Raw genomic sequence first — 22977 nt, 5'->3', positions numbered from 1 at the left:
AAAAGACTTGACAAGCAAAATTCCGGAATAAATTCATAATCCGAAGGAAATTGTAGGAGGATTTTTACTTATGATTTCTAAACAAGATAAAGAACGAAATTTTGATTATGAAACGGAGGCTTGTGCTTTTAATACTACCCCCGAAGGGGTGAATTTGGCATTGGAAAAATCGATTAAGATGGTTACAGACAATATTGCATGTTATGTTATTGATCCTGTATCTGATATGACAAGAAGCCGTAAAGTTCCAGCTGATATGATTATTAGATTTCTCATTCACAAGGAAGGAAAATCCATCAGATCTGAGATTTGTGAGCAGATGCCTGAAGGTATGGAGTTTCAAGCTTCAGCTTTCTGCATGCAGAGATATAAAATAAAGCCTAATGCATTTAACAGAGTAATGACGCTTTTCAATCAGACTATCAAACCTAAGAACACATTTAATGGCTACTATATCATTGCCTGCGATGGCTCCGACTTGAACATTCCTTTTATGAAGGATCATCCTGAGTTAATCGTTAAAAGCAAAAAAGGAAGGGATTTTTGTCAGATCCACCTCAATGCTCTTTATGACTGCCTTAATGGAGTCTATTGGGACGCAGAAATGACAACACCTAACAAAAAAAGAGAACCTGGTGCTTTGATTACTATGACTGAAAGAAAGTATTACCCAGAAAAATCAATTATTGTATGTGATAGAGGATATGTTTCATACAAACTGATGGCTGATTTTATTGAGAAAGGACAAAAATTTGTGATTAGGTCTAAGGATATTAATATCCGTAGTTCAATCCTAAAAAGATTTGATTTGCCAGATGAGGAATTAGACCAGGAAGTCAGCGTTACACTGACAAGAAGCAATAAACGTTATAATAGCGATCGAAAAAAATATGCATTGGTCAATTCAAATATCGATTTCCCACAAATTGATACATGGAGTAATGATGATTACGTAATAAGCTACAGAGTTGTCCGCATAAAGCTTGATGATGAAAACTTTGTAACTCTTGTCACTAATTTAAGCAAGGAAGAAATACCGTTTGAGTATATGAAAGAGCTCTACCATTTAAGATGGTCTCAAGAACAATCATTTTTTAATTTGAAATATAGAATAGGTTTAAAATATTTCAATTCAAAGAAAGTTGATGGCATACTGCAAGAAGTATATTCGAAACTTATCATGTTTAACGTAACAAGTGTTATTACGAATAGTGTTGATATTCCTGATATGAAAGCTGAAGAGTATGAGAAAAACAAAAAAAGAGTTGCACACAAAACGAAGGCAAACTTTGCCGTCGCAATCACCAATGTACATCTCTTTCTTAAGGGAACTATTTCTGAAAAAGGACTCATAAATAGAATCAAGAAATTTGTAATCCCAATCAGACCTGGAAGATCATTCACTCGAAAAATAAGACCCCAGTCACTAGCTCCTCTGAACACTAGGGTATCATAATTTTTCAAAATCTCAAGAATAATTAGGAAATTAATAAATATAGGGATATTATGCCAAATTACATCAATTTACTTAGGATAAAGCTAAATGAGCAAAATCAAAAAAACAGACCATGAGAATTGGATCATGTTTCGCATTCTCACAGTCTGAAACTTTGGTTAACTGAATAGCCGGTCTCAGCTTTTTCAGATCATTCGTCGCAATTTCAGCTTAATTGAATGACATTGAAGCAAAGGTGGTTTTTATATTTATCTGAACTGATTTAATCTCGCATCATAGGTATAGTCAGCACCTAACAGCTTAAGGACTAACTGATCCTGATCAACGCCCATGTCATCACAGAGGGCATCTAATGAGTCATAGAAATCTCTTAATTTTGTGTTCACAACACTAACAAGTAAATGTGGATCGTTTGGTAATGTATTCATATAATCCAACTCCTTTTCCGATACGTTTTTCATGCATATCATAGCCACTTGGTAAAAAAACTTCAATACTTTTTTATGCCTTTCCTTTTTATGTAAATCGATAATAATTTCTTATAGATTTGATAAAAAACTAAAAATTATTATTGACACTTGCTTTGAACTTGTTTATACTCATGGTGAAAATTGAATAAGGCGTTGACGAGGAGAGTAGCTCTTGACAGAAGTCATAGCGAGCCGGAAGATGGTGAAAGTCCGGCGATGGAGTCTTGCGTGAAGAACACCTTTGAGCCGTCTACCGAAAGGCAACAAGTAGGCTAGACCGTTTTCAATCATGATACGATTGGCGGGTATCGAGTACTCTTTGAAGTATTTCTGTACCATGTAATTACCTCCATTAGCATAGGATTAATGTAGGTGCATGGACGATACTCGCAGTTATGCGAGTTTTTTTGTTAATAGGAGGTATGAAATATGTGTGGTATTTTAGCATTAGACTCAGATGAATATTCTTTAGATACATTTAACGCTTCATTAGGCAAGCTGGGGGATCGTGGCCCTGATATGACAAGAAGTGTTTTCTATCATCATAAGACCTTTGGCTTTGATCGTTTAGCGATCATGGACTTATCCCCAAAAGGCATGCAGCCTTTTGAAAACAAAGGCATCATGTTAGTATGCAACGGAGAAATCTATAACTACCCTGCTTTGAAAAAAACAGTTGGTGATTATCCATACCGTTCTTCTTCTGACTGTGAAGTCCTGATTCCTTTATATGAAAAATTCGGCTTTGAAATCATGTGCAAATACTTAGACGCAGAATTTGCCTTAGCAATGTATGATTCTAACACTGGTAAATTCATGGCTGCGCGTGATCCGATGGGCATCCGTCCAATGTTCTACGGCTATACCAAAGGTGAACATAAATTTGCCGTTGCTTCTGAAGCGAAGGCTTTATTTGACTTATGTGATGATATCTTACCTTTCCCACCAGGACATTACTATGATGGTGAAAAGTTCGTCTGCTACAACGATTTAGGCGATACCAAATTAATGAATGATGATGATTTAGAAACCATCGCCAAAGAATTAAGAGAACGTCTGATCAGCGGTGTTGAAAAACGTTTACAGTCTGATGCTCCTGTTGGTTATTTATTATCAGGTGGTTTGGATTCTTCATTAGTCTGCTCAATTGGTCAGCGTATCACCGACAAGCCAATCCGTACATTCGCTATTGGGATGGAAACCGATCCAATCGATTTAAAATATGCCAAAGAAGTCGCTGAATACTTAGGTACTGAACATACTGAAGTCATTATGACCAAAGACGATGTCTTAAACGCTTTACGTGAAGTCATCTATCATCTTGAAACATGGGATATTACAACCATCCGTGCTTCCATTGGGATGTACCTGTTATGTCACTGGATTCATAAGAATACTGATATCAAGGTTATTATGACTGGTGAAGTCTCTGACGAATTATTTGGATACAAATACACGGACTTCGCTCCTTCCCCAGAAGCGTTCCAGGAAGAATCACAGAAACGTATTCGCGAATTATATATGTATGATGTCTTAAGAGCAGACCGCTGCATCAGTGCTAACGCTCTTGAAGGACGTGTCCCTTTCGCTGATTTACGTTTCGTTGACTATGCGATGGCGATCAACCCAGATAAGAAGATGAACCACTACAACAAAGGTAAATACTTATTACGTCATGCCTTTGAAGGTTTGGATTACTTACCTGACGATATCTTATTTAGAGAAAAAGCGGCCTTCTCTGATGCTGTAGGTCATTCCATGGTCGATTACTTAAAAGCATACGCAGAAAAGCAGTACACTGATGAAGATGTCGCTCACGCTAAAGAAAAATATCCATATGGTACACCATTCACTAAGGAATCTTTATTATATCGTGATATCTTTGAAGAATTCTATCCTGGCGGTGCCAAATGGATCAAAGATTTCTGGATGCCAAACAAATCATGGGAAAACTGTGATGTTGATGATCCATCAGCTCGTGTCTTAAAGAACTATGGTGATTCTGGTAAATAATTCAAATAAGCCTAATCAAGCACTGCTTGGTTAGGCTTTATAGTTTGATCCTTGTTTACTCACGCCAAAAAAGTATAATAGACACTTGCCATCCTATTTTTATCATGGTAAAGTGGACTTACTTGCTCGGAGGCAAGTCGTCCAAAAGAGATGACAAGCCGGATAAGGCAACAGGTGAGATTCCTGTCTGTCTTGTCCGGTTTTTTTAATTATGAAGGAGGATCTAATGCGTACAATTGACTTTACAAAAGGAAAAATCATGAAATCTCTTATTCTATTTGCCGGCCCCGTACTGTTTGCGATGTTTTTACAAGCCCTCTATTCCGCTGCTGATTTGTTGATCGTTGGCAAGTTTGCGACAAAAGCAGATGTATCCGGCGTGGCCATTGGTTCCCAGTTAATGACGACCTTAACGAATATGATCGTCAGCTTTGCGACTGGTGCCACGATATATTTAGGACAGAAAATTGGTGAGAAGAAAGCCCATGAAGGCGGCATCATTATTGGGAATGCCATTCTCTTCTTTGGCTTAATGGGCCTGCTTATGAGTTTAAGCTTACCTTTACTTTCAGGACCACTCGCTCATTTATTAAAAGCGCCTGCACAATCATTCACCCAAACGAAGCATTATATTATGATTTGTGGCGGCGGCGCGATGATGATTGTGGCTTATAATGTCTTAGGTGCCATCTTTAGAGGGATCGGTGATTCTACTACCCCCTTAATTACGGTTGCTATTGCGGCTTTGATCAATGTCTTTGGTGATTTACTTTTAGTTAATGGTTTCCATATGGGTGCTGCTGGCGCCGCGATCGCAACGGTTTCATCACAGACAATCAGTGTCATTATTTCTTTACTGATGATCAAAGGAAGAACATTGCCTTTTACAATGAGTAAGCAAGATATCCGTTTTAAGAGAACTGTCACAAAACAAATTATTATCTTTGGTTTACCGATTGCTTTACAGGATTTCCTAGTGAGTTTATCTTTCTTAGTGCTTTTAGCCATCGTTAACACTTTAGGCGTAACGGCGTCAGCAGGTGTTGGTGTCGCCGAAAAGGTGTGTGCTTTTCTGATGTTAGTGCCATCAGCCTTTATGCAGTCAATGTCTTCTTTTGTGGCGCAAAACAAAGGGGCTGGGAAAGTGGATCGTGCTATCAAAGGCGTGAAGATTGCTATTGGTTTCTCTTCTCTGATTGGTTTGGTGATGTTTGTTTTCGCCTTCTTCCATGGTGATATGCTGGGTTCTATCTTCTCTTCTGATCAGAGTGTCATTGCGGCCTGCGCACAGTATTTAAAGGCTTATGGTATTGATTGTCTGTTAACATGCTTCCTATTTTGTCTGGTTGGTTTCTTCAATGGGATGGGACATACAACCTTTGTCATGATCCAGGGACTAATGAGTGCTTTCCTGATCAGAATTCCTGTGGCTTATATCATGAGTATGATGACGGGTAAATTATTTTTTATTGGTTTAGCAATTCCCGCTTCAACCATTGTCCAGATCATCATTTGTCTGCTGTACTTACGGAAAAGAAAATTCACAGCTTCCGCTGTGAATCTCTAAGAAATCTTTTTCATACTATATGCTGAAGAGATTTTTTTAACCGGTCTGGTTGCTTTTGGATCACGCAAAGCGTTGATCATTGATCCGACATAAACCATCATAAAGACGATCCCCATGATTGTTCCTAAGGTTTCGGAAAGGCTTAAGGACAGTAACCAAATTATTGTCATGATACTGATTGTTAGTATTAATTGTACTTTTTTATTGAACATATCTCTCACCTCTTTACATCCTTATTATAGGAATAAAGAGGCTTTTTTTATATCATGCAAATGTAAAGTCTTGTTAAGAAATGATTAAATTTGTAAAGAAATTTACATATTCTCATTTTCCTTAACATAATCTTTACAAAACAGATGGGCAATGATCCGTCTTTCTACTTGTTTAAGAAAGTTCCACTTCTCTTTTTCACGACGTTTATGAGGACCTTTGTAATGTTTTTTCACTTGTCTTTCTTTCATTGCCAGATACCGAGAAGATAATAATGTTTCGATATTATCTTCTGTAATCCGTTTTCCTGACACGTGCAGAACATCCACACCTTTGATCAAAAGCAAGCTGGCTAAGCCATAATCCTGAGTAATCGCTAAATCATCAGCCTGAGCAAAGTTTAATAATTGAGAGTCAGCCGCATCTTTTCCAACTTCACATTGAATGGTCGTGAAATAATCATCTTCAATGACATGGGCATAATCACAAAAGACATACATTTCAACATGATACCTTTCCGCAATCTCCTTGATCTCACGAATATTAGGTGTGCCATCACCATCAATGAGTAATCTCATCGACCAATCACACCTAATAAATAAAGTAAGAAGGTATAAAGATAGCCGCCTAATAACCCGCCAAAGTGTCCCGTCTTTGAAATATTAGGGGTAAAGAGCGTAAAGGCAATATTGATGATAATCATATAAGAATAACTTGATAACATCTCCATAAACATACCGCCCTGATAGAAGGCTAAACCAATCATGGCACCAATATAGGCAAAGAAGATACCAGAAGCGCCAATGGTAACGGTATACTCTAAACGAGGAAAATACATTGGGGCCAGATAGGTCACTAAGGATGAAGCTAAGCCCCCAAATAATAATAGTCCACAATAGTAAAGTGGTCCTAAAAGGGATTCAAAGAAATTCCCCATATAATACATACAGTACATGTTCATCAGTAAATGGAGCCAGTTTTCATGAATAAAGTTGCAGGCAATCAATCGCCAATATTGATGTTCTTCTCGTATTTTAGGGGGATATAATGCCCCGACTTTCATCACCGTGTAATCACGATCATCTTTTGATATAAAGTTAATATAAATAAACACAGCTACACATATTAAGATATAGGCATTTGTAATTGTCATAATTGTACCTCACTTTAAGGTACATTATACCTAAAGAAACACAAAAAAGCATCCTCAGATGCTTATAAGACGAAAAGATCATGAAAGCTTATGATAATAGGATTCAGATTGCAAAAGAAAAGAGGGAAAAACTCCCTCTTATTCACCATATTTCTTTTTATGAGCCGCATTGATTAATCCCTGGAATAATGGATGAGATCTGGTTGGACGACTCTTGAATTCTGGATGGAACTGGCAGGCAATGAAGTATGGATGATCAGGTAATTCAACGATTTCTACTAAGTTACGTTTTGGGTTGATGCCTGATACAACTAAACCTGCTTTTTCTAATGTTTCACGATAGACATTATTGAATTCATATCTATGACGATGTCTTTCATGGATGATTTCTTCACCATATAATTCACGGGCTTTAGTCCCTTCCATTAACTGGCAGGTATAATTACCTAAACGCTGCGTACCGCCCATCGTTTCTAATGACTGATCTTCCATTAATGAGATTAATGGTGTCATACAATGTTTATCAAATTCTAATGAGTTGACATCATCTAAGCAAGCGACATGTCTGGCAAATTCAATTGATGCTAACTGCATCCCTAAACAGATTCCTAAGAATGGTATCTTCTGTTCACGAGCATACTGGATTGCTGTAATCATGCCTTCGATCCCACGATGACCAAAGCCACCTGGCACTAAGATTCCATCAGCATCCGCTAAGATTTCAGCGACGTTTTCTTTCGTGATTTCTTCTGAGTTGACCCAGTCGATTTCTACTTCGCTATTAGCATAGTAACCAGCATGATGTAATGCTTCATTGACAGAGATGTAAGCATCTGGTAACTGAATGTATTTACCAACCATCTTGATTTTGACTTTATCTTTTAAGTTCTTAACGCGTTCTACTAAGGCATCCCATTCTGTCATATCCGCTGGTGGTGCTGATAAGCCAAAGTGTTCTAAGACTAAATCATCCATATGCTGCTGAGAGAGCATCGTTGATAATTCATATAAAACATCGACATTATAGTTAGAAATAACGGCTTTGGTTGGCACGTTACAGAATAACGAAATCTTGTCTTTTAATTCCTGAGTGATTTCATGATCACTACGGCAGACAATGATATCTGGCTGAATCCCATAACCTAATAATTCTTTAACGGAATGCTGAGTAGGTTTGGTCTTAACTTCCTTACTGCCGCCTAAGTATGGCAGTAATGTTGTATGAATATAAAGGGTATTCTCATAGCCAAGATCTAAACGCACCTGTCTTAAAGCTTCAATGAATGGTAATGATTCGATATCACCGACCGTTCCGCCGACTTCGGTAATTACGATATCTGCATCACTAGAAGAAGCAGCACGATAAATACGTGATTTGATTTCGTTTGTGATGTGTGGCACAACCTGTACGGTTGCCCCTAAGTAGTCACCGCGACGTTCTTTCGCAATAACTGTTGAGTAAATACGACCAGTGGTTACTGATGAGTTTTTATTTAATTCTTCATCGATGAAACGTTCATAGTGTCCTAAATCCAAATCTGTTTCTGCACCATCGGCAGTAACGAAAACTTCACCATGCTGATATGGTGACATGGTACCAGGATCGACGTTAATATAAGGATCCAGCTTCTGCATGAAAACTTTGAATCCGCGGTTTTTTAAAATTCTTCCAAGAGACGCTGCTGTTAAGCCTTTACCTAAGCCAGAAACAACACCGCCTGTTACGAAAATAAACTTAGCCATTGGGATAATCCTCCTTATTATAATAAAAAAATGACCCACATTTGTGGGTGCCCTTGTATACTCTAACAAAAAAGATTAGGTGTTTCAATTCTTTTTTTGTTTTTCTTTTTTTTGCCCCAGGATTCCTTGTAAAAGGAATCCTGATGCTTAATCTTCTTCTAATAAGCAGACGGCCTGTGAGACGATGCCTTCACCTCTTCCGACAAAGCCCATCTTTTCCCCGCGAGTCGCTTTAACATTGATTTGTGAAACATCACAATGTAAAGCCATCGCAATATTTTCGCGCATTTGCATGATATGGGGCGCCATTTTAGGCTGTTCACACATAATAATAGCATCGACATTACCGATATGATAATGATGTTCACACATCATCTGATAGGTCTTTTCTAATAAGACCATGGAAGAAATCCCTTTATAAGCCGGGTCGGTATCAGGAAAATGTTTCCCGATGTCGCCTAAGCCCATCGCGCCAATAATGCTTTCAATAATGGCATGTAATAAGACATCTGCATCACTATGTCCTTTTAAGCCTAAGGTATAAGGAATCTCTACCCCTCCTAAGATCAGCTTACGTCCTGCTACAAGCTGATGAATATCAATTGATTGTCCAATTCTCATAATCGCATCCTCCTAAAAACATTCTAACATGATTTAAGAAACAATATAGAATTATCCTTGACTTTCATGTAAAATAGGGAAAAAAGGAGAATATTCATGGAATTTGTAGATATTTATAACGATGAGCGTGTCCTCACTGGTGAACGTCTGCCACGCAACACCAAACTGCCGGCTGGTAAATATACCCTTTATGTGTTAGCCCTGATTCAAAATAAAGATGGCTATCTGATTACGCGCCGCACCCTTGATAAAAAATGGGCTGCCGGAGCCTGGGAAATCCCTGGCGGCGGAGTTATGGCTGGCGAAAGCTCTGAGGAAGCGATCAGACGCGAAGTCAAAGAAGAAACCGGCTTAGATATTCAGGACCACGCTTTACTGTATTCTTATAAGAATATTGATTTAGAGCGCGGGGATAACTATTTTACCGATATTTATCTTTGTCCATTAGATTTCACGTTGAACGATGTGCATGTCCAGGAGCGCGAAGTATTAGATGTCCGCTGCGCTTCTTTTGAGGACATTACGGAATTAGCGAAAACCCATGGTTTTCTTCATTATGAGCGCCTCTGTGAAGCTCTCAAAAAGAAATAAATAGACAGCTTTCTTGCAGTAAGCTGCAATATTGCCTATGATATAGTATATGAAGGAGGAAGAATATGGATACCAATAAAACACCACATATCTTAGTGGTTGATGACGAAAAAGAAATCTGCGATCTGATCGAAATCTATCTGACCGAAGAAGGTTATCAGGTAGAAAAGCGTTATAATGCTTACACGATCTTAAGAGATATTGAAAAGTTTGGGATTGACTTAGTGATCTTAGATATCATGATGCCAGATATCGATGGCATCGAAGCCTTAGAAATGATTCGTGAGAAGTTTAATATTCCGGTTATTTTCTTATCTGCGAAGGCGACGGAAAATGATAAGATCAATGGTCTTTTAAAAGGTGCTGACGATTATATTGCTAAGCCATTTAATGCCATGGAATTAGTTGCTCGTGTAAAATCACAGTTACGCCGTGCTTCTACCTATAATAAACCAGTCGGCGAAAACAATGCGGTGATTGAAGCGAATGATCTGGTTATTGATACTAAAAAGAAACAGGTATTATTAGATGGTGAATCCGTAAAATTAACACGCATCGAATACCAGATTTTAACGCTCTTAGCTTCTAATCCGGAAACAGTTTTCTCAACTGAAGATATTTTCAAGGCGATTTGGAAGGAAAAGCCTACCAATGCGAATAATACGATTATGGTTCATATTCGTAAGCTGCGTGAAAAGATTGAACACGAACCACGTAAGCCGCGACATGTCAAAACAGTCTGGGGAATCGGCTATAAATTTAGCTTATGATTAATAAACTGAGACATGCTTTTACCACTTCGTTTCGTTATCGTATCCTTATTAACATTCTCATCAGCATGGTGTTAGCCGTCTTATGTTATGGCGGCTTATCGCTTTATTTTAATCACTTTAACGCTTTCCATCTCTCGGTGGCAATGCGTGATATCATTTGTTTCCTGGTGGCTTTAGGGATCTTTATCATTATCTTTATCAAACTGATCAATATGAATTTCCGTTATATTGATGAACTCAATAAAAATATCCAGCAGGTCACCTTAGGTAACTATGATACCTGCTGCGATATTGAATATGATGATGAATTAGGGATGTTAGCGGCGAATATCAACGCTTTATCTAACACCCTCAAACAAAAGGAAGAAGAAAGTAAAATTCTCAAAGAGAATGAACGTTTAGCTTATGACGCTGAACGTAAAGCGGTCAATCAGAAAAATGAAATGATTACCAATGTCGCCCATGACTTACGGACCCCTTTAACGACAATCATCGGTTATATTGACCTGATTGCCCATAAGGATCTCTCCGCAGCGCAGGCTAAAGAATATGCAAATATTGCCTATGATAAGTCATTACGTTTAAAGTCCATGATGGATGATCTCTTTGAATTCACTAAGATTACCGATACCAATATGAAAATGAATCTTCATATTATTGATATTGGAGAATTACTTTATCAGATGGGAGATGAATTCTACCCTCAGTTTGAAGAACATGGGATTAAACTGATCTATAAAATTCCTAATACACCTTTAAACGTTGTTGGTGATGGTCAGCTGTTAGCACGCGTTTTCGAGAATTTGATTACGAACGCCTTAAAATATGGCTATGATCATTCGCCGTTAACGATCGAAGTCATTCCCGATGACAGCACCGTTACCATTAAAGTGATCAATGAAGGTGATACCATCGATAAAGAAGACTTACCATATCTCTTTGATAAGTTCTATCGCACAGATGCCTCACGCGGCACCGCGCAAGGCGGAACCGGCTTAGGCTTAGCGATTGCGAAAAATATTGTCGAGATGCATAAAGGAGAAATCTTAGTCACCAGTCGTGATCATCTCACTTCTTTCATCGTCATCCTCAAAAGATTCAAAAAAGAAACCGATTAAGGGTATGCTCACTGCATACCCTCTTTTTGCATTTGTTTTTTATGGTACATCCGCTCATCTGCGACGCGGTAGAGCGTTTCTAAATCTTTCTCCTGATCGGCCATCGCAACCCCATAAGCGATGCTGACCGGGATATCATGAATGATCTTTTGTTTATTCATGCTCTGCTCAAATTTTTGCAGGCAGGTTTTAATGGCTGCCTCATGACTATTTTTGATGATAACGACAAACTCATCACCGCCAATGCGATAAGCCTGACCTAGCGCTTTAAAGCTTTCCTGAATAAGCTTTGCGCCGCTGGTAATCAGTAAGTCGCCTATATGGTGACCATAAGTATCATTAGCCTGCTTGAGACCATTAATATCAAACATGATAAATGCGGTATTGTCTTTTTGAAGGCATTGCCAATCCCGTTCAAAAGCGCTTCTATTCCCTAGTCCGGTCAAGGCATCAATGTAAGCCATCTTTTCTAACATCTGATTTTGCGCAATCGCTTCAAATTCATCGAGATACTGATCATACCAGGCTGCGATACATGTCAGTGATAAAAGTAAAACGCCGAGACAAATCGTCATCGCATAAAGACGATTATACGGATTGATGTAATAAAGGAGTAATCCTGTGATATAGCACATGAAATAGAGAATACAGCCGAATCTGATCTTATTTTGCTTAAGCGAGCCTTTCGAAGAAATGGCGATGACGACGATGATCATCATAACAAGAATCATAAGATGTTCAAGGATAACATAGCGATAGATGGAAAACAGCCCTGTCAGCTGCAACACAATAGCCATCATAAGATTGATGATAAATAGCAGTTCCATAACCTGAAATGATTTTTGATCAGCCAAAATCTTATCGACAAAGCGTAAGAAGAAAATCGGCATCATAAAAAATGCGATGCAGCTGAGCATAGCGACACTTCCGGCCCTGGTTGTGACTAACTGCAAGACCTGCGCATCCGTTAAAATCCAGACTCCTGAGCAGAAAATAAAGCCAGCCAAATGCAATGCGGTATTTAAACCTTTTGTTTCACTGCGACGATAACGGGCATGAAGATCAATATAGGCAATGGCCAGCGTTACAATAACTGTAAATAAAAAGAATAACATGGCATAGAGATTATTCATAAACATCCGATACTGCAATGAGCCCACCGTCCCAATATAAGCGGTATTATTAAGCTGTTTACGCAAATCTCTCGATCGTCCATGGTCAATGACCGATAATATTTTACCGCCTGCCTGAGAGGGCAGTCTGATCCAGATCGCTGCCGTCGCCGCGTTGGTCCCCGGAGAATGATAAATCTCCTGGCCTGCCACTTCAACAGTAAAAGCATCAGTTAAAGAAATAATTTCTAAGACATTATCCTCTTTGATATTTGCTGGTAAAACCGTTGTATACGTCTGATGATGACGCTGCCAGGATCCTTTGAGACTGATCACCTGTTTGGAAAAGATCAAAGGATCAGTCCGCAGTGACCACTGACTGCTTAATAGGCTTATTGATAAAAACAAGATGAGCGTCCAAAATATCATTTTTGCTTTTTTCATGTCTTTTTTCACCCACTTTGTGAATACTTATATTTATATTATAACCATATCAAAGTAAACTTTCTATAAAAACAAAAAAGATCACCGAAGTGATCTTTCATAAACAGGATGGCGCGCTAGACAGGAGTCGAACCCGTAACCTCTTGATCCGTAGTCAAACACTCTATCCAATTGAGCTACTAGCGCAAATAAAAAACTTACCTAGGTAAGATTAAAAAAATGGAGCGGGTGATGGGAATCGAACCCACGTGATCAGCTTGGAAGGCTGGAGTTCTACCATTGAACTACACCCGCAAAAGAGATGGTGCCTCGGGCCGGAGTCGAACCGGCACGGAGTTTGAAGTCCGCAGGATTTTAAGTCCTGTGCGTCTACCAATTTCGCCACCGAGGCATATACAATTAGGAATGGTGGGGAGGGACGGATTCGAACCATCGAACCAAAAGGAACTGAGTTACAGTCAGCCGCGTTTAGCCACTTCGCTACCTCCCCATCGTGGTGCCGGCTATAGGACTTGAACCCACAACCTACTGATTACAAGTCAGTTGCTCTACCAATTGAGCTAAGCCGGCAAATGGTGGGGGTTAACGGGCTCGAACCGCTGACCCTCTGCTTGTAAGGCAGACGCTCTCCCAACTGAGCTAAACCCCCAAATGAAGTATTTATTATTTCTTTTTCGTGATTCCTGTCGTTCGGAACGAGTCTTAGTTTATCAGGAATGTTTTAAACTGTCAACACTAATTTGAAACTTTTTTATTTTTTTGTTTGAGCCTTTTATCAAGGGGCTAAAAGCAGGGTTAACGTCCCCTGCTTGAGCTCTTGATTGATTTCTTAATGGTCTTCTGACGCAGATTCTCCTGATAGTCTTTTAATCCCACAATCACCTTTTCAAAGGTATCGAGAACCCAGTTAAACTGATCATCTGACATACGTTCTTCATATAACGCTGATAATTCTCTATGGAAACGATCGTGATAAGCTAATGCTTCATAGCCTTTTGAGGTAATACGTAAGATCGTAAAACGATGATCTTTCTCATATTGTTCTTTTTCCAGAAAACCTTTTTTCATGATAGACTTTACATTCGTTGTTAAAGTTCCGACTGTAACCTGTAAGCGACGAGCTACATTGGTCATCGTTGGGAACTTTTCCTTAGAGACCGCTTCAATAACATGAACTTCCGTTAAAGACAGTTCCGGAAATGGTCCGCTTTTCAAAAATTCTTCCTGAACTTTGATCGCTAGATTGAAAGTCTCACTAATTTCACTCATTAAATCTCTTCTTTTATCGCTCATAATAATCACCACTTCTATCTTACATACATTTACAATCAAATTAAAGCTTTTGCGTCATATTTCCTAAATTTATTTCGTTTAGTGGTATCTTTATGACTTTCGTGCCATTATTAAGAGAAACTGTCCCATCACTATTTAAACAATCAAAAGACACATTCCCATAAGGTGCATAGGGAAGAATCTTCCCCTGCAGGTAAGAACACTGATTAATATGAGCGACGACTTGATCAAAATCCTGCCGGCATAACTTTTGAAAAGTCTCATCTATTGATAACATCAGTTTTTCTAAATCAATTTCTTCATCTACGTAATCACTCATGGAAACATGAAGACGATCATAAACATTCAGACCAATGCCAACAATCGTCCCCTGATAGCCGTTTTCATAAAGAGCGGTTGTCAGAATACCACAAATCTTCTGATCATCAACATAGATATCATTAGGAAACTTGATTGAAGCGGCGATATGATAATCCCGCAAAGCTAAGACAATGGCATAAGCAGCACACATTGTATAGACAAAGGGCCGTTTAGGACTTTTTAACAGGATGCTGAAAAGGAGATTCTCCCCTTTAGGAGAATCCCAGATATGATCGCGTCGACCATGGCCAAAACGCTGATATAGCGCTCTCACCAGGGTATGATCAGGTAACGTTTGGATATTTCTTTCGATATAACTATTCGTAGAATCAATCTCTTCGAAAGTAATAATCATTATTTATCTCCGATCGCAAAGGTTAATTCTGCCGTGACAACGACTTTGCCATTCACTTTAGCGGTCGCTTCGCCAATGCCGATTTTTGAACGCATGCGCGTTAACTGGCATTCTAATTCCACGACATCACCCGGAATAACCTGGCCTTTGAATTTACATTTATTAATGCCGGCAAAGAAAACAAGTTTTCCTTTAAAAGCTTCCTGCGATAAGATCGCTACACAGCCAGTCTGGGCTAACGCTTCGACAATGAGCACGCCAGGCATCACGTGATGTTCTGGAAAATGACCCATAAACTGCATTTCATTGACACTGACACATTTGATGCCTTTCGCATATTCTCCCGGCTGATAGTCAGTAATGCGATCAACTAAGGCAAAAGGATAACGATGCGGATTAATCGCCGCAATCTGATTACTGTTGAGCTCCATTTACTTGACCTCCCTAAAGATGATCGCCGCATTATGACCGCCAAAGCCTAATGAGTTACTCATCCCATAATGAATTTCCTGCTTACGTCCCGTATTAGGAACAATATCTAAATCACACTCTGGATCTTTTTCCTGATAGTTGATCGTTGCTGGCAGATAGCCTTCTTCGACAGCTTTGGCTAAGAAGACTCCTTCAATCCCGCCAGCAGCCCCTAAACAGTGACCGGTATTGCCTTTGGTTGAAGACATTGCTAAATGATAAGCATGATCTTTAAAGACGCTCTTAACAGCCTGAGTTTCCCCTAAATCATTTAAGTGAGTAGACGTCCCATGAGCATTGATATAATCAATAGCCTCAGGGCTAATCTGGGCATCATCTAAAGCATTCTGCATCGCCTTCGCCCCGCCGACGCCGCCTGGTGCTGGCGCCGTAATATGATGGGCATCGCAGGAAACGCCGTAGCCAACCATTTCACAGTAAATATGCGCGCCGCGTTTTTTCGCATGTTCGTATTCTTCTAAAACCAGAATGCCAGCGCCTTCACCCATGATAAAGCCATGACGAGCCAAATCAAAAGGAATAGACGCACGATTAGGATCTGTCGCATCACTTAAGGCTTTCATTGAAGTAAAGCCGCCAATACCCAAACGGGTGATCGAAGCTTCACAGCCGCCAGCAATCATGACATCCTGGTAACCATCACGAATATTGCGGAAGGCATCGCCGATCGCGTTAGTGCCGCCGGCACAAGCGGTTACCGGGCAGGTACATAAGCCTTTCGCATGATGGGTAATGGCAATATGACCCGCTGCTAAATTCGAAATCGTCATCGGAATAAAGAATGGGGAAACACGATCAAAACCGCGTTTTGAGCCTTTTTCAAAGTTCGTTTCAATAGAGCCAAGTCCGCCAATTCCCGAAGAAACGACAACCCCGAAACGATCCTGATCGATCGCCTCTGTATCTAATCCTGAATCTTTAACAGCTTCATTAGCTGCAATAAGCCCAAACTGAATGAAGCGATCCATCTTTTTGGCTTCTTTTTTATCTAAGAACTGTGTGACATCGAAGTCTTTAACTTCCGCTGCCAGTTTTGTTTTGAAATTTGTGGCATCAAATAAGGTAATGGGCGCAATCCCATTTCGTCCTTCTTTGATCCCCTGCCAGTTTTCTTTAACATTATGGCCAATAGCGCTGATGGCGCCTAAGCCAGTGACTACAACTCTGCGTTTTTCCATGATTCTTTCCCCCTTACATCACCATACCGCCATCGACGTTGATGACCTGACCGGTAATATAGCGTGCCTGATCGCTCGCTAAGAATACGATTGCCTGCGCTACATCTTCGGCTTCACCAAATTCTCCTAAAGGAATTTGCGCCTGCATCTGCGCGACAATATCGGCTGGTAAATCTTTCGTCATATCCGTTGCAATAAAGCCTGGTGCAACCGCATTGCAGGTGACATGACGGCTACCTAATTCGCGAGCTAAGCTTTTCGTCATACCAATAACCCCAGCTTTGGCAGCGGCGTAGTTAACCTGACCAGCATTACCGATTTCACCAACCACTGAAGACAAGGAAATAATACGGCCGCTTTTTTGTTTCATCATGATTCGCGCAGCCTGTTTCATACATAAGAAGACACCTTTAAGATTGGTTTCAATAACCTGATCAAAATTTTCACTATTCATTCTTAAAATCAGCGCATCACGAGTAATCCCCGCATTATTCACCAAGATGTCTAAACGGCCAAAATGATCTTTGATCGCTTTGAAAATGGCTTTGACATCTTCTTCAACACTGACATCGCCAGGCACTAAGAAAGCTTCTACCTGATATGTTTCACATTCTGCCTTTAACGCTTCCGCTTTTTCTCGGTTTGCAGCGTGATCCCGAAAATTGATGCAGACATCGATGCCCTGCTTGGCTAAGGCTAATGTCGTGGCTTTACCGATCCCGCGGATGGCGCCGGTTACTAAGGCAATTTTATGTGCTGTCATCTTACTCCCCCAATTCTTCGACCACTTTCGCAAGAGTGGCATTATCTTCTACATGATAAGTTTTAATAGAGCGATCAATCTTACGAACAAAGCCGCTTAAAACTTTGCCCGGACCGATTTCAATAATCGTATCAACGCCATGAGCAATCATATAACGAATACTATCTTCGAAATAAACCGGACTCATAACCTGCTTTTCCAGCATCTGAGCGATTGTCACGCTGGCATCTAATTCTTTGCCGGTACTATTGAAGATCACCGGAATCTGCATATCTCCAAAAGTGACATGTTTGAAGTATTCATGTAATTCTTCTGACGCCGCTTTTAAGAGTTTTGTATGGAAAGGACCGCTGGTATTAAGGGGAATGGCGCGGCGGGCACCGTTTTCTAAAGCCGCATTGCTTAATGCATCAACCGCTCTTTCTTCGCCGCCGACAACTAACTGTCCCGGACAGTTATAATTAGCGATCGCCACATATCCTAATGCTGGATCCAGAGCATCGATCGTTTTTTGCAGTGTTTCACGATCCATGCCGATGATCGCGCACATTTTACTATCGATACCTTTTGCGGCTTTTTCCATCGCTAAACCACGTTTACGGACGATTTCAATAGCTTGCGCTGGAGTAAAGACATTAGCACAGGCTAAAGCCGAATATTCCCCTAAGGATAGACCGCACGTATAAGCGGGTGTAATCCCTTTTTCTTTCAGTAATAAAGTCGCCATCATCGCTACCGCCACCATACAAGGCTGCGTATGTGATGTCTGTGATAAAGCCGTCATATCGCCTTCGAACATCATCTGTTTATAATCAAAATCTAATGAAACGCCATCAAGGAGTTCACGGCAAGCTGGTGAAGTTTCATAAAACTCTTTTCCCATGCCGACATACTGACTGCCCTGACCAGCATAAATAAATCCTATTTTCATATGTTTACGCTCCTATTAATTCATCCATAAGTTCTTTCACACTAACAATTTTATCGATCCGATAGCCATTGGCGCCGGTAAAGAAGAGGCCACGATCAAAATGACCTAAAGCCGCTTCAATAAGGGCCTGGGTAATACAGTAAGGGGCATTAGCTACATGACAGCTGCTGATACATTGAAAACAATGTTTGATGGGCTGCTTCTCCTGTGCCACTTTCTGCATAAACGGCGTGTTGATCGCTCGCCCGGGCATGCCAACTGGTGAGGTGACAATCGTGATATCTTCCTCACGGCAGGCAAGAAATGCCTGCTTGTACATGTCATCGGCATCACATTCATGGGTAGCGATAAAACGCGTCCCCATCTGTACCCCATCAGCGCCGGCATCTAATGCTTCAATGATATCTTCATGGCTGTAAATACCGCCAGCCACAAAGATTGGAATGTGACGCTGGTATTTTTCTTCAAAGCCTTTAACGACGTCTTTGACATCTTTAAAGATATCAAGCAGCCCCTGAGTCTGATGACTGAGGATTTCCTCTTTTTTAAAGCCTAAGTGGCCACCGGCTTTCGCGCCTTCAATAACCAGGAAATCAGCCGTTTTATGAAACTTACGATCCCATGACTTTAAAATGAGCATGGCAGCTTTGCCGGAAGAGACGATCGGTGCCATTTTTGTTTTGGCATCACCAACTAATGCGGGTAAGTGTAACGGTAAGCCCGCTCCCGAAATAATGCAGTCAGCGCCGCTTTCCACCGCCTGTCTGACATGCTGGGCATAATCACGCAAAGCCACCATAATATTGACCCCAACCATGCCATGCCCTTTCGCGATCGCTTTCGCTTTTTTGATTTGTAAATCAATAGCGCGCAAGTTGGCTTCTTGCACATTTTTCATAAAATCAGGCTGTTTAAAACCAATCTGAGCCGTTGAAATAATACCCATACCGCCTTCATGCGCAACCGCTCCAGCGAGGCCGCCTAAGGAAATACCAACGCCCATTCCGCCTTGGATAATGGGAACACCCAGATGAAAGGCGCCGATCTCTACGCCTTTCATAAAGCGATCTCCGCAACACGTTTCTGGGCTGCTTTCAGTTCTTCAAAAAGGTTCGCAATGATATGTTCCAGAGAGTCTTCCTGATGGATCATGCCAGCCACCTGACCAGCCATTAAAGAGCCTGTATCAACATCGCCTTCAACAACCGCACGGCGTAAGCCTCCTAAGGTGAATTTTTCTAATTCCATCAGGCTGGCACCTTCTTTTTCTTTCTTGATATATTCTTTAGCCATCTTATTTTTTAAGATACGCACTGGTGTACCGCCAATGCGGCCGGTAACAACAGTGCCGGTATCTTTGGCTTTAAGCACCGCCTTTTTATAATTTTCATGGATCGGTGCTTCATAGCTTGCCAGCAGCATTGTTCCTACCTGGAAGCCATCGGCGCCAAGCGCTAAAGCCGCTAAAGCCTGACGGCCGGAAGCGATCCCGCCAGCCGCAATGACAGGAATCGAAACCGCATCTTTCACTTGTGGTACTAATGCCATGGTCGTGAGTTCACCGACATGACCGCCAGATTCTGTACCTTCCGCAATCACCGCATCAGCGCCGGCACGTTCCATTCTTTTCGCTAAAGAAGCACTAGGTACAACTGGCATAATGATCATTCCCGCCTCTTTCCAGGCAGGAATATATTTGCCAGGATTGCCAGCCCCGGTGGTGACAACTTTGATGCCTTCATCAATGAGCAGCTGCGCCTGCGCATCAACTTCTGGATTCATTAACATCAGATTGACGCCAAAAATCTTATCTGTTTTGCTTTTGGCGATATGAATTTCCTTTTCCAACATTTCACAGGTCATGCCGCCAGAACCGATAATCCCTAAAGCGCCAGCATTCGAAACGGCTGCCGCAAATTCGCCAGTAGCGACTCTCGCCATTCCTCCCTGAATTAAAGGGTACTGAATCCCTAATGTTTCATTTAACCACATAGACTTTCCTCCTGCCATTCTAGTAAGTTTGCCCCATAGGTGAGGCCGCCGCCAAATCCCACCAGCATAATTTTCATGCCGGGATGAAGCAGGCCTTTTTCATTCATTTCAGCTAACGCGAGAGGGACGCTGGCCCCTGAGGTGTTGCCATATTCATTTAAGTTGATATAAAACTTCGCCGGATCGGCTTTCAGTTTTTTATAGACGTGTGAGATAATCCGGCCATTAGCCTGATGCAAGACATAATAATCAACATCATTAACCGCTAACTGCGCCCTTTCTAAAAGCGTGCGAATACATTTTTCAATCGCGCCGGTCGCAAAGCGGAAAACTTCACGCCCCTGCATTGTAAGATAACCATCCTGACGTTTGCAGAAAAGCGCTTCGTCATTGCCGATCGCTCCCTGCATATCGAAATATAAGCTATCACTGCTTTTAACTAAAGCTGCTCCTGCTCCATCACCAAAAAGCACACAGGTCGAGCGATCTTTAAAATCGATAATGGATGATAACGTTTCTGCCCCAATGACTAGAGCATAAGGCTTAGCGCTGAAAGCTAACTGTGCACGGGCGACGCTTAAAGCATATTCAAAGCCGGAACAGGCCGCATTTACATCAAAGGCAAAGACATCTTCCGCTAAGCCTAAGCGTTTTTGTAATAAACAAGCCGTTGATGGCGTGAGATAAGTATTGGTAATCGAAGCCACAATAATAACGCCGATATCTTGAGGATCATAACCCTCTAAAGCTTTGACAGCCGCCTGATAAGCAAGATCTGTCGTATCTTCTCCCTCGCTGAAATGTCGAGCATGAATCCCGGTACGCGAGGTAATCCATTCATCACTAGTATCGAGAAACTTTGTGAATTCATCATTCGCCAGTCTTTTCGAAGGGACATAATAGCCTGTCGAGACAATTGTCAGACCTTTCATGAGACTTCCTCCTTCATTGAATCAAAGAACACGGATAAACGGCTCAACGTGCCAATAAGCATTTTATCAGAGCCGAGTTCTTCATGATTACATACCGCATCGACCATTTCATCAAAAAAGGCCACATGATATTTCACTGCTTTTTTACCATTAGCGGTTAATTTCACCCGATAAATTCTTTTATCATTCGCATCCTGCACGCGATGGGCATAACCTTTCTTTTCCAGCTTTTTGATCGCTGAAGTAATCGTGCCATTGGTTAAATGCACACGGTTGGCAATATCGGTCATCGCCGGCCGCTTTAAGGAAGAAGCGATATCTAACAGCTTCAATTCTGTAACGGATAAATCACCAATACCATGATGTTTCATATAGGCATTTTCTATATCAATAATCTGATAAAACATATTGACGAGAAAATCATTAATGATTTCTCTGTTTCTCAGGGACGTTTTATCCATGGACTTCACCTATCTTCCTGATCTTTTTATAGCGTTCACTCACTAAATCATGCGCGGACTTACGCGTGAGCGTATCGAGTTCGCGGCTAATGATCTGACGAATAGCACGATAAGTTAAGGCAGGGTTTTCCGTAATCCCGCCTAAGGCTTCAGGAATGATTTCATCAACGATGCCAAACTGATGCAAATCAGCCGCCGTCAGCTTCATCACTTCACAGGCTTCCGCGACACGTTCGCCTTTCAGATCCTTCCACAAAATAGAAGCGAACCCTTCCGGCGACAAAACGGAATAAACCGCATTTTCCAGCATTCCCATATAGTTGCCGACACTTAACGCTAAAGCGCCGCCAGAACCGCCTTCCCCAACGACAAAGACGATAACTGGAACCGTCACTTTACTCATAAACATCAGGGACTGACCAATCGCTTCACCAATATTATTTTGTTCGCTTTCAATACCTGGGAAAGCCCCTGGCGTATCCACGAAAGTAATAATCGGACGATGAAACTTTTCCGCCTGTTTCATCAGCCGGATACCTTTACGGTAGCCTTCGGGAGAAGCCATACCAAACTGACAGCGCATATTTTCATCAAGACTGCGCCCTTTCTGATGACCGATCACAGTAACTGGCAAATGATTGAAAGTCGCAATCCCGCCAACCACTGCCTGATCATCGCCAAAATAACGGTCCCCATGCATTTCCATAAAATCATCAAAAAGGTTATTAATATAATCTTTGATATGTGGACGAGCCGGTTTACGCGCTAAGTAAACATGATCATAAGCCGATAAGTGGCGATAAGTCTCTTCTTTGAGTGAGGTAATCTTCTTTTCCACATCACTCACTAATGCATGACTAGCGAGCTCAGGATCATTCTTGATCGTATCCAGTTTTGATTCTAATTCCTGAATTTTCTGTTCTTTTTCTTGAAGTGACATAAGCTCCCC

Annotated in this window: 24 protein-coding genes and 6 tRNA genes; 6 read left to right on the top strand and 24 right to left on the bottom strand. The window is 41.0% G+C overall.

Annotated elements, in window-relative coordinates; translation table 11 throughout:
* Positions 1-70: 70 nt before the first annotated feature.
* A complete protein-coding gene (locus SG0102_RS00910) occupies positions 71-1456 on the top strand; it encodes an IS4 family transposase (protein ID WP_125118177.1) in 1386 nt (461 codons plus the stop codon).
* A 248-nt stretch (positions 1457-1704) separates the two neighbouring features.
* Here SG0102_RS00910 and SG0102_RS00905 read toward each other — a convergent pair whose 3' ends face one another.
* On the bottom strand, positions 1705-1884 hold the full coding sequence (locus SG0102_RS00905) for a DUF4250 domain-containing protein (protein ID WP_125118205.1): 180 nt from the start codon (positions 1882-1884) through the stop codon (positions 1705-1707).
* Positions 1885-2355: 471 nt separating this feature from the next.
* On the opposite strand from SG0102_RS00905, the gene asnB reads away from it, so the two are divergent.
* Both asnB and SG0102_RS00895 read left to right on the top strand, forming a co-directional pair.
* A complete protein-coding gene (gene asnB / locus SG0102_RS00900) occupies positions 2356-3939 on the top strand; it encodes an asparagine synthase B (protein ID WP_125118204.1) in 1584 nt (527 codons plus the stop codon).
* A gap of 226 nt (positions 3940-4165) precedes the next feature.
* A complete protein-coding gene (locus SG0102_RS00895; protein WP_125118203.1) occupies positions 4166-5506 on the top strand; it encodes an MATE family efflux transporter in 1341 nt (446 codons plus the stop codon).
* Here SG0102_RS00895 and SG0102_RS00890 read toward each other — a convergent pair.
* The 5 genes from SG0102_RS00890 to ispF form a co-directional block, all read right to left on the bottom strand.
* Positions 5503-5718: a hypothetical protein gene (locus SG0102_RS00890; protein ID WP_125118202.1), complete on the bottom strand. Its 216-nt coding sequence runs from the start codon at positions 5716-5718 to the stop codon at positions 5503-5505. The genes SG0102_RS00895 and SG0102_RS00890 overlap by 4 nt on opposite strands.
* A 102-nt stretch (positions 5719-5820) precedes the next feature.
* The gene (locus SG0102_RS00885) at positions 5821-6294 is read right to left on the bottom strand and encodes a YaiI/YqxD family protein (RefSeq protein ID WP_125118201.1); all 474 of its coding nucleotides are present in this window, start codon (positions 6292-6294) and stop codon (positions 5821-5823) included.
* Positions 6291-6869: a rhomboid family intramembrane serine protease gene (locus tag SG0102_RS00880; RefSeq protein ID WP_125118200.1), complete on the bottom strand. Its 579-nt coding sequence runs from the start codon at positions 6867-6869 to the stop codon at positions 6291-6293. Before SG0102_RS00880 ends, SG0102_RS00885 begins: the two co-directional genes overlap by 4 nt.
* A gap of 138 nt (positions 6870-7007) precedes the next feature.
* Positions 7008-8612, bottom strand: a complete 1605-nt coding sequence (locus SG0102_RS00875; RefSeq protein ID WP_125118199.1) for a CTP synthase — start codon at positions 8610-8612, stop codon at positions 7008-7010.
* 147 nt (positions 8613-8759) lie between these two features.
* The gene (ispF, locus tag SG0102_RS00870; RefSeq protein WP_125118198.1) at positions 8760-9236 is read right to left on the bottom strand and encodes a 2-C-methyl-D-erythritol 2,4-cyclodiphosphate synthase; all 477 of its coding nucleotides are present in this window, start codon (positions 9234-9236) and stop codon (positions 8760-8762) included.
* A gap of 93 nt (positions 9237-9329) precedes the next feature.
* Between ispF and SG0102_RS00865 the strand changes: the two genes are divergently transcribed.
* The 3 genes from SG0102_RS00865 to SG0102_RS00855 all read left to right on the top strand — a co-directional run bounded on the left by SG0102_RS00865 (position 9330) and on the right by SG0102_RS00855 (position 11715).
* On the top strand, positions 9330-9824 hold the full coding sequence (locus SG0102_RS00865; RefSeq protein ID WP_125118197.1) for an NUDIX hydrolase: 495 nt from the start codon (positions 9330-9332) through the stop codon (positions 9822-9824).
* A 65-nt stretch (positions 9825-9889) separates the two neighbouring features.
* On the top strand, positions 9890-10594 hold the full coding sequence (locus SG0102_RS00860; RefSeq protein WP_125118196.1) for a response regulator transcription factor: 705 nt from the start codon (positions 9890-9892) through the stop codon (positions 10592-10594).
* On the top strand, positions 10591-11715 hold the full coding sequence (locus SG0102_RS00855; RefSeq protein ID WP_125118195.1) for a HAMP domain-containing sensor histidine kinase: 1125 nt from the start codon (positions 10591-10593) through the stop codon (positions 11713-11715). Before SG0102_RS00860 ends, SG0102_RS00855 begins: the two co-directional genes overlap by 4 nt.
* An 8-nt stretch (positions 11716-11723) precedes the next feature.
* On the opposite strand, the gene SG0102_RS00850 is transcribed toward SG0102_RS00855, so the two are convergent.
* From SG0102_RS00850 to SG0102_RS00765, 18 genes are all read right to left on the bottom strand, one after another.
* Positions 11724-13271: a sensor domain-containing diguanylate cyclase gene (locus SG0102_RS00850; protein WP_125118194.1), complete on the bottom strand. Its 1548-nt coding sequence runs from the start codon at positions 13269-13271 to the stop codon at positions 11724-11726.
* A gap of 109 nt (positions 13272-13380) precedes the next feature.
* Positions 13381-13457: transfer RNA gene (locus SG0102_RS00845), tRNA-Arg, on the bottom strand.
* Between the two features lie 34 nt (positions 13458-13491).
* Positions 13492-13565: transfer RNA gene (locus SG0102_RS00840), tRNA-Gly, on the bottom strand.
* An 8-nt stretch (positions 13566-13573) separates the two neighbouring features.
* Positions 13574-13662: transfer RNA gene (locus SG0102_RS00835), tRNA-Leu, on the bottom strand.
* 15 nt (positions 13663-13677) lie between these two features.
* Positions 13678-13761: transfer RNA gene (locus SG0102_RS00830), tRNA-Tyr, on the bottom strand.
* 4 nt (positions 13762-13765) lie between these two features.
* A tRNA-Thr gene (locus SG0102_RS00825) sits at positions 13766-13841 on the bottom strand.
* A 3-nt stretch (positions 13842-13844) separates the two neighbouring features.
* Positions 13845-13920, bottom strand: a tRNA-Val gene (locus SG0102_RS00820).
* Positions 13921-14066: 146 nt separating this feature from the next.
* Entirely contained in the window at positions 14067-14564 is a 498-nt protein-coding gene (locus SG0102_RS00815; RefSeq protein WP_125118193.1) for a MarR family winged helix-turn-helix transcriptional regulator, read from the bottom strand.
* Between the two features lie 40 nt (positions 14565-14604).
* Positions 14605-15279 (bottom strand): biotin--[acetyl-CoA-carboxylase] ligase, encoded by a 675-nt coding sequence (locus tag SG0102_RS00810; protein WP_125118192.1) that lies wholly within the window; start codon positions 15277-15279, stop codon positions 14605-14607.
* Positions 15279-15710 carry a 3-hydroxyacyl-ACP dehydratase FabZ gene (gene fabZ, locus SG0102_RS00805; protein WP_125118191.1) on the bottom strand — a complete coding sequence of 144 codons (432 nt, stop codon included), beginning with the start codon at positions 15708-15710 and terminating at the stop codon, positions 15279-15281. The genes SG0102_RS00810 and fabZ overlap by 1 nt, the downstream gene beginning before the upstream one ends.
* Positions 15711-16949, bottom strand: a complete 1239-nt coding sequence (fabF, locus tag SG0102_RS00800; protein ID WP_125118190.1) for a beta-ketoacyl-ACP synthase II — start codon at positions 16947-16949, stop codon at positions 15711-15713. It lies immediately after the preceding gene.
* 13 nt (positions 16950-16962) lie between these two features.
* Positions 16963-17712: a 3-oxoacyl-[acyl-carrier-protein] reductase gene (gene fabG, locus SG0102_RS00795; RefSeq protein ID WP_125118189.1), complete on the bottom strand. Its 750-nt coding sequence runs from the start codon at positions 17710-17712 to the stop codon at positions 16963-16965.
* A gap of 1 nt (position 17713) precedes the next feature.
* Positions 17714-18643 carry an ACP S-malonyltransferase gene (gene fabD / locus SG0102_RS00790; RefSeq protein ID WP_125118188.1) on the bottom strand — a complete coding sequence of 310 codons (930 nt, stop codon included), beginning with the start codon at positions 18641-18643 and terminating at the stop codon, positions 17714-17716.
* A 4-nt stretch (positions 18644-18647) separates the two neighbouring features.
* Entirely contained in the window at positions 18648-19703 is a 1056-nt protein-coding gene (locus tag SG0102_RS00785) for an NAD(P)H-dependent flavin oxidoreductase (protein ID WP_125118187.1), read from the bottom strand.
* On the bottom strand, positions 19700-20635 hold the full coding sequence (locus tag SG0102_RS00780) for a nitronate monooxygenase (protein ID WP_125118186.1): 936 nt from the start codon (positions 20633-20635) through the stop codon (positions 19700-19702). The genes SG0102_RS00785 and SG0102_RS00780 overlap by 4 nt, the downstream gene beginning before the upstream one ends.
* On the bottom strand, positions 20626-21567 hold the full coding sequence (locus tag SG0102_RS00775) for a beta-ketoacyl-ACP synthase III (protein ID WP_125118185.1): 942 nt from the start codon (positions 21565-21567) through the stop codon (positions 20626-20628). Before SG0102_RS00775 ends, SG0102_RS00780 begins: the two co-directional genes overlap by 10 nt.
* Positions 21564-22028, bottom strand: a complete 465-nt coding sequence (locus tag SG0102_RS00770) for a MarR family winged helix-turn-helix transcriptional regulator (RefSeq protein ID WP_125118184.1) — start codon at positions 22026-22028, stop codon at positions 21564-21566. Before SG0102_RS00770 ends, SG0102_RS00775 begins: the two co-directional genes overlap by 4 nt.
* On the bottom strand, positions 22021-22968 hold the full coding sequence (locus tag SG0102_RS00765) for an acetyl-CoA carboxylase carboxyltransferase subunit alpha (protein ID WP_125118183.1): 948 nt from the start codon (positions 22966-22968) through the stop codon (positions 22021-22023). Before SG0102_RS00765 ends, SG0102_RS00770 begins: the two co-directional genes overlap by 8 nt.
* Positions 22969-22977 lie beyond the last annotated feature (9 nt).

This window comes from Intestinibaculum porci, from assembly GCF_003925875.1.
GTDB classification, from domain to species: domain Bacteria; phylum Bacillota_I; class Bacilli_A; order Erysipelotrichales; family Coprobacillaceae; genus Intestinibaculum; species Intestinibaculum porci.
This window is presented reverse-complemented; position numbering and strand designations above follow the sequence as displayed.